Origin of the sequence: Psychromonas sp. Urea-02u-13 (assembly GCF_002835995.1) — a bacterium.
GTDB lineage: Bacteria > Pseudomonadota > Gammaproteobacteria > Enterobacterales > Psychromonadaceae > Psychromonas.
The window spans coordinates 1-9191 of sequence record NZ_PJBZ01000123.1; the positions used below are offsets into that span (position 1 = coordinate 1).

The window sequence follows — 9191 nt, forward strand, 5'->3', positions numbered from 1 at the left end:
ATTTCAGTGAGTAGAAAACCTATAGATCATAAAGAGTCATCATTCTGTGAATAGAGACACTAAAATGTGCAAGCTAATTTGGCATGATGATGTTTATTTAGTTAATTAAGAGACAATGGAATGTTAAATACAGAAATGCTTATTGGACAATGGTTGCTTGTTGATGCACAGATGACCATTGCAGGTAAGACGGAAAAGACCTTTGATGTAAATAGAAAAATGGTTAAATTGTTCACAGAGGAGCATTTTTCCTTCTACTCTAAAACTGCAAATAGAACCCCTTACAGCGCAGCTGTCACTGATAAAGAACGTTTGCAGGGCAGTAAAACATTAGATGCAGGAGGAGGTATCTATGATTTACACGGTGATATTTATACTGAACATATCACTTACTGTACTTATCCAAACTATGAAGGCAAATCAATCCCTTTTAAAATATCGCTTGAAAAAAATCAGTTAATCCAAGAAGGTGGCTACCCACTCAGAGATCTCGGGGTTGCCGATCAAGGTGGCTATGTAAAAGAGGTTTATCAGCGTATTGAAAGAAAATAAACAGTTAGCTTAATTTTAATAAGTTATCAGCTAATAAGTGGGGCTTGTTCTGTTCATAATGAGTCAGCGCATGAAAAGGCGTTTAATACGCGTTACACATCATCCAGAGGTTGTTAATGATATGGCAAGATTAGTGTTAGTTTGTGGTCCTACTGGTGTTGGTAAAACAACTCATTAATTGTCGCCTAATAGATGAAATTAAGGGTGTTAAGTTTATTGCTCCAACGACCTGTTATGCACTTATGCAGGCAGTCGGTATGGTGAATGATCATACGACGTCATGTTTTAGATATAAAGAAATTAATAAACTGTAATCTTACAAACAATAAGTTTATTAAACGGAAAGAGAACAGTTGGCCATCGCTTCGCGATTATATCCAACTCTTCTTTCCGATTAACAACACATTATATCCAAAATAAGAATAACCAAAACAGAACTCCCCATCTTTGCTCAATGCTTGTTCGTCAAGCCCATCCAGTCGATAATTAGAAACCGAAACGCAGTTTCGCAGTGCTAGGGAATATCATTTTCTACCTTCTACACAATATAATGTTTTTATTATTACCTTCCTATGTTGATTTTGGCGTTTTTTTCCAATTCAGAGCTAATAATTAAAGTTATATTTATTCCTCAATTTAATCAGAAAGGAATTTTTTATGACTGTATTTAAAGCTGCTTTTATTTTTATTGCGCCTGAAGCAATACCAGAGACAAATTATTCGTGGGTAAAAACCGCAGAAGTCGAAGTAAAGACACTCGCAGTATCAAGTTACAAACAAGCATGTGAGCAAGTGAAGCTCTTAATCGATGAAGGAGTAACTGCGATTGAACTATGTGCAGGCTTTGGCAATCAAGGTGTTGCAGAAATTACGATAGCTGCGCAAGGAAAAGCTGCAATTGGTGTGGTTCGATTTGATAATCACCCTTGCTTAGATAATGTTAGTGGTGATAGTTTATTCATTACTTAGTTCAAAGGTAACTCTATGCATACGTTCATTCAACGGCCAAGCTTACCGTTAAGCCTTTATATCGCACAGTATTGGTGTTGGAAATTACCAGTGGGAACTGCTATTCCAGCTATTTATGGGGGGACGGGCGTTGAGTGTATATTTAATTTAGGTGATCCTATAGAGGTGATTGATCCTTATGCAAGTGTACTATCGAAGGGAGAGGGCATTATACTTTGTCCTCGTAAGAAAATTTTTCGTGCCATTGGCAGAGGAAAGATAAACTTATTATCGATCCGTTTTCGATCTGCAGGTTTTTTTCGATTATTTAAAATTCCGCTTACTGAGTTGGCTGATGAGCTTACAGATGCAGGCAATATATTCCCTAAAACTTTATTTGAACAATTACTTGATGAGCAATCAAAATCTTCTTCGGTTACTTTATTAGACAACTGCTTATTGCAGCAGTTAAATAACGTGGTCGAAGAGAAACTTATGAATCGCTTGATAGATAACGTTTATTATCAAAGTAATCTTAAATTGCAAACTATAGTGAACAACTCGGGAATGAGTGAGCGTACTTTTCAGCGGAAATTCAAAATTTATACTGGGGTGGGAGGTAAGTATTTTCAGCGTACGACTCGGTTTCAATCGTGTATAAAAGCGTTATCGGAAAATCCTAAATTGAATTATTCAGGTCTAGCGCTAACACATGGGTATTTCGATCAAGCTCATTTCATCAATGAGTTTAAGCATTTTTCAGCAGTTACACCGCAACATTTTATTCAAAAAGAAAAAAATGGTTTAGGCCATTATAATAATGCGTTTTATTTACCTTTCAAAGTAGTAGATGGTTAACTTAATATGTTTTATTATCAGTTTGGTTGAGCTATTACATAAATAGTTGGCTATGTTTCGCTTCACCATTATAACCAACTATTTTTGCCCATTTAAGTGGGCTTTATATTTTTAGGGAATTTATTAAAATGAATCAAAGCGTTGAAGCAGGTCAGGCAGTTTATACGAAAAAAACACTTTTTATTTATGACCTATGGGTTCTTGGTTTTTCAAATTCATTTTTGTGGAAGTGCCCAACCAAAAATCTGAGAAATACATTTAAAAAACACTCCACTGTAAATCATCTTGATGTGGGTGTTGGCTCTGGATATTACCTTGATAAATGTTTATCTGACATTGAAAGAAGGGTTGCGTTATTAGATCTCAATATGAATAGCTTAAACGCAGCTGCGACCCGCATTAACAGATTCAATCCTGAGATATATTGCGATAATGCATTAGAGCCATTAAACACTCGATGTGAAAAATTCGATTCCATCAGTGTTAACTATTTACTGCATTGTCTGCCTGGCAGTTTGCAAGAAAAAGGCATTATGTTTAAACACCTAGATAAACTACTCAATGATAAAGGTATGTTATTTGGTAGTACCATCTTAGGTAAAGATTCAAATTATGGTTATTTTGCTGGTAAGTTAATGGCTATCTATAACAAAAAAGGTATTTTTGATAATGCTTCTGATGATTTAACAAGCTTAGAGTCATCACTTAACAAGTATTTTCAAAACGTAAACATAACGGTTATAGGTTGTGTTGCCATTTTCAATGGACAAAAAATATAACGAGAAATTCAAACGAAAGTAATGTGACGTTTTAAGCCCATCTTATTTATCAAAGAGGTTATAAATGGATTTAGAAAAGCAACAGGCTAAAGAGAGATTAAAGGTTCTTGAAAAGAAGATGAAGTTCCTTGGGCTTTATGATGCACCGGCAATGCTCGTAATCGGTTTGGGGCTTTTCTCTAAATTTGGTCATGATCCCGCCTCACTGCACCCATTATTGGCAGATACTAATCTAGTCAATGGAGCACTTGCAATTGCAGTTCCTTGGGCCCTTATTTGTGCTTATAAGTCAGTAAAGTTATCTTTGGAAGCCCATAAGTTAAAGAAATTAGTAAGCTTATAACAAGTTGTTTTTAGCCCGTTTAATGCGCGCTAGTATTTAGTGTTATCCAAATGGAGATTAGTCTTTTATTCTCTTTTGCTATTTACTCTAAACTTTGTCAAGTCTGGTTTCCTGAGCTTAAGCGGACGTTATGAACATTGAGGTGTCCTTTCTAAATGACAAAAACTAATGATGAAATTTGGCGCGAGTATTATGAAAAAGCGTTAATGAGAAAGCATGCACCACGGACTGAGTTCGCTATAAAATCTAATGAGTCGGATCTTAAAGTCGCAATTGATAGTGGTTGTGGCACGGGTAGTGATACTGCGTATATGGCTCAACTTGATTATCAGGTATATAGCTTTGATATTAATCCAGACTCGATATCTATTTGTGGAAAACGCTTTGACAATGATCCTCGAGTGACACTTTCAAAAGCTAGCTTTGAAAATTATGAACATCCCAAATGTGGAGTGATTATTGCCAATGCTAGCCTGTTTTTTGCCGACCCGATTCAGTTTCAATCAACTTGGAATAAGATGGTTACAAGCCTTGAAAAAGGCGGTGTTTTTGCGGGTGATTTTATGGGTATCAATGACAGTTGGGCTTCTGGTTACCGTAGTTCAACAACTCCCATGACAAAAACGGAAGTTGAAGCCTTATTTAATAACTTTGAAGTTATTAGGTTTCATGAGCGCGATGAAGTAGGTAATACTGCCATTGGTAAAACCAAGCATTGGCATACGTTTTCAGTCGTCGCGATAAAGCGTAGTTAGCAACAGGACAGAGTTTTCTTAAAGGAAATTCGACGTTATACAAAGATAAGCAAAGCGGGACTTGCTCTGTTCATAATGAGTCATCACATGAAAAGGCGTTTAATACGCGTTACACATCATTCAGAGGTTGTTAATTATATGGCAAGATTAGTGTTAGTTTGTGGTCCTACTGGTGTTGGTAAAACAACTCATTCATTGTCACTCGTAGATGAAATTAAGGGCGTTAAGTTTTCCATTGACCCATGGATGCAAACGCTATTCTCAAAAGATATGACCGAGCTGGATTTTGAATGGATGATGGAAAGAGTGAACCGATGCTCAGAACAAATTTGGCAGGTTAGTGAGCAGATCTTAGCAATTGATGGAAACGTAATACTGGATCTTGGTTTTACGACCAAAGCACAAAGAGACATCTTTGCTGATAAAGCGAGAGCATTAGGCATCAATCCTGAGGTACATTATTTAAACGCTTCTACTGAGACGCGTAAGCTACGTGTTGATAAACGAAATACCGAAAAAGATCCCTCAGTATACGCTTTTGAAGTGACAGACATGATGTTTGACTTTATGGAGCCAAGATTTGAAATACCAGATGAAGAAGAACTCAAATACGGGCGAATAGTTAACGCATAACAGGCGACTTAAACGGTAAATGATCTTCCCCCACTTCGATGTTTTAATGGTTGTTCGTCAAGCTTATCCAGTCGATGATTGTTCCTAATTGACAGAGGTTTCGCCTCTCGGCGAGTCGATGATTAGAAACCGAAACGCAGCTTCGCAGTGCTAGGGAATCATGCTTCTCAACAGCAATAAAAAGTAATTTAGATATTAAATAATAAGTGCCATTCCGAAACGCTTTATATTCTATGCGGTCAACAACTTCTTAATGCACCGCCTTTGCATGCAAAGGCTAATGAAATTCAAAGGGCACTCAGTGCTTAGCCCGTTCATATCCCTGAACTGTCGTTCAATTCACTCTATTATTTTTTTGCTAAAGTTGTCGTTCACCTAAGAAAAACGTAAACGGAATTTTTACCGCCACATTGATTCCTTATGCTCTTATTTAGCAGTAGGCAACCCTAATGAGTAGAAGGTAAAACTAAAACAGCAAAACAAAGAGGGCACCATAATTTTCTCTTTCAATTACAAATAAACAACGCGGCTGCACAGACTCCCGTTTAAGTTTTCCTTGTTCAATTAAGCACTTCAGCAACACCTGACAGGACGTCAGGTGTAAGCTCAAGACAGCACACGGACGTGCTGTTTGAGCTGGTGCGATCAGAAGTGCTTACTTGTACAAGATTAGAAAACGCTACGGGCCAGCTCTCTTTTGGTTACTTTTCTCTACTGGTTTAGAGAGCATGCTACTTCACACTGCGAAACTGCGTTTCGGTTGTTCATTCGCTACTCGCCTACAGGCGAAACCTGTGACAATTAGGCTTAGTTATCGCCTCAATGAGCGAAAGCGACCTAACAAATATTTAGCGTCACCACATTGGTTTTTGGTGATCATAAAATACTATCGTATTTGATCATTTTGCATATATGATAATAGGTCATTGTTATTTAGTAAGAAATGAAAACTAAGTGACTATATATTCAAGCGGAATACTATTGTTATAAATGAATAATGTTTCAGCTTAAATGCACTGTTATGTTTCAGGCTTATATTCGAGAGGGTTCTAATTTTGAAAGCAGAATACGATTGGCGAATTAATGTTTTAACTTATTTATCCAAAGATTGGACTTCTCCATGGACTAATCAGGTAAGTAAATCTGGAACTCAATTAACGGTAGTGGCGTGTGCAAAGAATCACAATGGTAATGAGTTTTCAGTACCTCTACCAAATGCAACTGCAATGATGTTGAATGCTTCTCAAAGATCATATCGTGAAGCCTTATCTATAAGAAGAAAAAACAAAATTGATGATAAAAGTAAGAAAGGGAATGCATTTAAAAGTTCTAAAGAAGCAATAGATTATTTAGAACTAGTAATGGAATCTGTTCTAACTGCGCATGCAGGTTTAGAGGCTTTTGTTAACGATATAATTCCAGAAGATTACGTGTATATATCAACTCGAAAGGGAAAAGATAAACCTGAAGAAATGGATAAAACGAAAGTCCAGCGCCATTCTTCTTTATGTGAAAAAATTTCAAAAATGCTTCCTAGTATTTTGAGTATTAAAACACCTAAAGGAAATTCTAAGTCGTGGGAAAATTATCAAAAGTTGAAAAATTTAAGAAATCGTATCACTCATATGAAAACAGAAGATAGAAAGTCTGCGGGTTCTGATGTAGATACAATATGGCGTGCATTAATATATACAGAACCACCTCATCAACAAGCGTTATCGATCATCCGTTATTTTGAGGAGGCGCTTAATACAAAACCAATGTGGCTAGAGAAATGTTCATTGTAAAAACATGATAAGGAGTTTAAATGGAACAAAAACAGTGGGTTACGTTTCGCTTCGCTACACATTATAACCCACAATTTTAGTCCGCTTAACGCGGCGTTAGAATTTAATTATGAGTTTCGTAATGAATATAGACTTACCGTTACTGGTACAAATATCTCGTTTATTTATCCCCGTAGTTGCAATGGCTGGGATATATATAGCCTGGCATCAATATTTTGCTAATCGTGAAAAGGTAAGGTTTGAGCTTTATGAAAAACGATTCAATATATATAACTCTATTTCGCAGACATTGAGCTCTCTTTTATGCTCAGAGGGGTTAAGTAGAGAGCAATTTCATTCTTATCAAACCGCTTGCAATGAAGCTCAATTTTTACTTCCTGATGAAGTGTATTTAGAAGTAAAAAAAATAAGAGAGCTAGTTGGCAGATGGTATATATGCTTTATAGAAAGTGACAGACAAAAAACTAATAAACATAATGCTGAGTTAATATCCCTAGAAGAAAAACTAGAAGCTCTTGAACATAACCTAATAAACTCTTTTAGCATTGTTCTTAACTTTAAAAAATTCTAAAAAGGAATTTAAATATCATAGAACTGTTGGTTACGTTTTAACTCACTTAATATAGCCTCGTTAGCCCTATAACATTGTTTAGGAGTAAAATTGGATATCCCTACAATCTATCTAGATCAAAATATCTTAGGTTATATTTATGAAGGCTCATTTCCATTGGATAGTATTCAGAATGTACAATGGGTATATTCCAATACACATTTTTCAGAGTTTAAAGGTTCAAATCTAGAGGTAGATTTTCTAAATATCCTAACGAAACTTGATGCGAGCTACTTGAGTTTAGACCTTGATAAACAATTTAAGCCGTTGGGTACAGCAAAAATAAACCGGAAAAGATCTCCAAGTCAAAACTTTAACGAGTATGTTGAAACTTTGAGTTCCTCAAACTTAAATATTCGTGTTTTCGATGAATTGATAGCATCATTAAATGGGGGGAGAATTTTGCTGTCAGCTGAGTCAGTGGCTGAAAATACGTTTTCATTTATTGATGACCTTAAAACTCGAGGGTTAATAACAGAAGTACAAGTAACAATGTTCAGAAAACAAAAAGAGGAATACTCAAGATTTCTTAAATGTCTTTTTAGAGAGCAAAAAGACATTGTTAAGATCAGAAAGAAAATGGGCATTCCAAGCTCTGGGTTAACTAATATCTCTGGTGATAGTGTTTTCCAACAAATTTGGAATGTCGTCGAATCTCATAACGATGTGGATATTGACTCTTTTTTTGGTTTTAGTGGTGTAGGGGTTGAAGAGTTACCGCTTTGTTCTGGAATAGTTCGTTGTTGTGCAATTTTGGATATTATTGGATTTCACTCTGAAAGAAAGTGTAGAAAAGCTGATAAAATAGCTAATGTTATGAGCGACTCTCAGCATATAGCTAATGGAGCATTCTGTACTGCAATTATTTCAAATGATAGAGCGTTAGTAGAGAGAGCTAAGGCTATTTATGAGTACAAAGGGATATCAACAAAATTGTTCCACTATAGTAACTAAAAACGCTTTAAACCTAACAGAAAAAGTTTGTTAGGTTTCGCTTTACTTTACATTATCACAAGTGATTTTAGTCCGCTTAATATGGATTTTATGTTTTTTATCGAAATTGAGAGTCTATTTTGACGTTTACCTATCAAACCTCAAGATTATCCGTCGTTGAAGTTTTCAGAGGCACGCGGGAAACTGATATTTTAGTCTCAATCACGAAGTTATTAACTCCAAAAGTTGTAGAGAGCCTTCCACAATATTTTCGAAATATTAATTCGATTTCAGATGCTGAATGCTGGTTAAAAAAAATGTTACCGGAAAGCCGTTTGTTTGTAGTGAGGCATACAGGTAACAATATGATAATTGGTTTTGTTTTTGTGTTTGTCGAAAGTAATACAGATGCTCATGTTGGCTACCTTCTTGGAGAGCCATATTGGGGAAAAGGCTACGCTACTGAGTTACTGAAAGGGTTAATTGATTTCATTAATAATGAGAACAAAATAAACCTATTAATTGCAGGCGTAGCCACGAACAACATAGTTTCATCTAGGTTGCTTAATAAACTTGGTTTTATTAAGAGTGATAGTGAAAATAATGAAATCGTTTTTTATAAATATCAGTTGTCATAAACATAAAAGTCAATCTAAACGACCTTACCGAAGGGAATCGAATGTCATGCCTGACCCTGATCCATTGAAAATCATCTCCTTTGCCACTCCAAAAGATCTCAACCTGTGGCTGAGCTTAAATCACACCTGTGAAAGCGAATTGTGGGTAAAGATATACAAGAAAAACACCGGTATTGAGAGTGTGTCTTGGAATGATGTAGTTATCGAAGTGCTTTGCTGGGGCTGGATCGACGGTATTAAGAAATCAATTGATGATCTAGCTTATCTTCAGCGTATTACCCCTAGAAAGCCACGCAGTAATTGGTCTAAAAGAAATACACAACATGTAGAACGTTTAATCAGTGAAGGGCGCGTG

Annotated in this window: 14 protein-coding genes; all 14 read left to right on the forward strand. The window is 36.0% G+C overall.

Translation table 11 applies throughout. The annotated features are described in order from the left end of the window. Positions 1–120: 120 nt before the first annotated feature. Positions 121–552 carry a lipocalin-like domain-containing protein gene (locus CXF74_RS19880; protein ID WP_101084267.1) on the forward strand — a complete coding sequence of 144 codons (432 nt, stop codon included), beginning with the start codon at positions 121–123 and terminating at the stop codon, positions 550–552. 70 nt (positions 553–622) lie between these two features. After that, complete coding sequence (locus CXF74_RS22710; RefSeq protein WP_232772600.1) at positions 623–730, forward strand: type IV pilus twitching motility protein PilT; 108 nt, start codon at positions 623–625, stop codon at positions 728–730. Further along, a complete protein-coding gene (locus tag CXF74_RS23160; RefSeq protein ID WP_442965962.1) occupies positions 708–866 on the forward strand; it encodes a DNA-3-methyladenine glycosylase I in 159 nt (52 codons plus the stop codon). The genes CXF74_RS22710 and CXF74_RS23160 overlap by 23 nt, the downstream gene beginning before the upstream one ends. Positions 867–1209: 343 nt before the next feature. After that, positions 1210–1521: a DUF6506 family protein gene (locus tag CXF74_RS19890; RefSeq protein WP_101084269.1), complete on the forward strand. Its 312-nt coding sequence runs from the start codon at positions 1210–1212 to the stop codon at positions 1519–1521. A gap of 15 nt (positions 1522–1536) precedes the next feature. After that, positions 1537–2358, forward strand: a complete 822-nt coding sequence (locus CXF74_RS19895; RefSeq protein WP_101084270.1) for a helix-turn-helix domain-containing protein — start codon at positions 1537–1539, stop codon at positions 2356–2358. Positions 2359–2486: 128 nt separating this feature from the next. After that, positions 2487–3137 carry a class I SAM-dependent methyltransferase gene (locus CXF74_RS19900; RefSeq protein ID WP_101084271.1) on the forward strand — a complete coding sequence of 217 codons (651 nt, stop codon included), beginning with the start codon at positions 2487–2489 and terminating at the stop codon, positions 3135–3137. A 64-nt stretch (positions 3138–3201) separates the two neighbouring features. Beyond that, the gene (locus tag CXF74_RS19905) at positions 3202–3480 is read left to right on the forward strand and encodes a hypothetical protein (protein WP_101084272.1); all 279 of its coding nucleotides are present in this window, start codon (positions 3202–3204) and stop codon (positions 3478–3480) included. Between the two features lie 155 nt (positions 3481–3635). After that, positions 3636–4235: a class I SAM-dependent methyltransferase gene (locus CXF74_RS19910; RefSeq protein WP_101084273.1), complete on the forward strand. Its 600-nt coding sequence runs from the start codon at positions 3636–3638 to the stop codon at positions 4233–4235. An 87-nt stretch (positions 4236–4322) separates the two neighbouring features. Next, positions 4323–4868 (forward strand): AAA family ATPase, encoded by a 546-nt coding sequence (locus CXF74_RS19915; RefSeq protein ID WP_232772599.1) that lies wholly within the window; start codon positions 4323–4325, stop codon positions 4866–4868. Positions 4869–5923: 1055 nt separating this feature from the next. Continuing rightward, complete coding sequence (locus CXF74_RS19920) at positions 5924–6655, forward strand: hypothetical protein (protein ID WP_101084274.1); 732 nt, start codon at positions 5924–5926, stop codon at positions 6653–6655. A 121-nt stretch (positions 6656–6776) separates the two neighbouring features. Continuing rightward, complete coding sequence (locus tag CXF74_RS19925) at positions 6777–7226, forward strand: hypothetical protein (RefSeq protein WP_157822472.1); 450 nt, start codon at positions 6777–6779, stop codon at positions 7224–7226. A 90-nt stretch (positions 7227–7316) separates the two neighbouring features. Continuing rightward, positions 7317–8219, forward strand: coding sequence for a hypothetical protein (locus CXF74_RS19930; RefSeq protein WP_101084276.1), 903 nt, complete (start codon positions 7317–7319; stop codon positions 8217–8219). 119 nt (positions 8220–8338) lie between these two features. Then, entirely contained in the window at positions 8339–8836 is a 498-nt protein-coding gene (locus CXF74_RS19935) for a GNAT family N-acetyltransferase (protein WP_157822473.1), read from the forward strand. A 46-nt stretch (positions 8837–8882) separates the two neighbouring features. Beyond that, positions 8883–9191: YdeI/OmpD-associated family protein (locus CXF74_RS19940; protein WP_442965961.1), on the forward strand; the 309-nt coding region annotated here is incomplete at its 3' end.

What these genes read in the sequence shown, in the direction of transcription:
- CXF74_RS19905 (WP_101084272.1), top strand. Translation starts at nt 3,202, where the DNA reads ATGGATTTAGAAAAGCAACAGGCTAAAGAGAGATTAAAGGTTCTTGAA.
- CXF74_RS22710 (WP_232772600.1), top strand. Translation starts at nt 623, where the DNA reads ATGAAAAGGCGTTTAATACGCGTTACACATCATCCAGAGGTTGTTAAT.
- CXF74_RS19925 (WP_157822472.1), top strand. Translation starts at nt 6,777, where the DNA reads ATGAATATAGACTTACCGTTACTGGTACAAATATCTCGTTTATTTATC.
- CXF74_RS19880 (WP_101084267.1), top strand. Translation starts at nt 121, where the DNA reads ATGTTAAATACAGAAATGCTTATTGGACAATGGTTGCTTGTTGATGCA.
- CXF74_RS19915 (WP_232772599.1), top strand. Translation starts at nt 4,323, where the DNA reads ATGAAAAGGCGTTTAATACGCGTTACACATCATTCAGAGGTTGTTAAT.
- CXF74_RS19890 (WP_101084269.1), top strand. Translation starts at nt 1,210, where the DNA reads ATGACTGTATTTAAAGCTGCTTTTATTTTTATTGCGCCTGAAGCAATA.
- CXF74_RS19910 (WP_101084273.1), top strand. Translation starts at nt 3,636, where the DNA reads ATGACAAAAACTAATGATGAAATTTGGCGCGAGTATTATGAAAAAGCG.
- CXF74_RS19900 (WP_101084271.1), top strand. Translation starts at nt 2,487, where the DNA reads ATGAATCAAAGCGTTGAAGCAGGTCAGGCAGTTTATACGAAAAAAACA.
- CXF74_RS19895 (WP_101084270.1), top strand. Translation starts at nt 1,537, where the DNA reads ATGCATACGTTCATTCAACGGCCAAGCTTACCGTTAAGCCTTTATATC.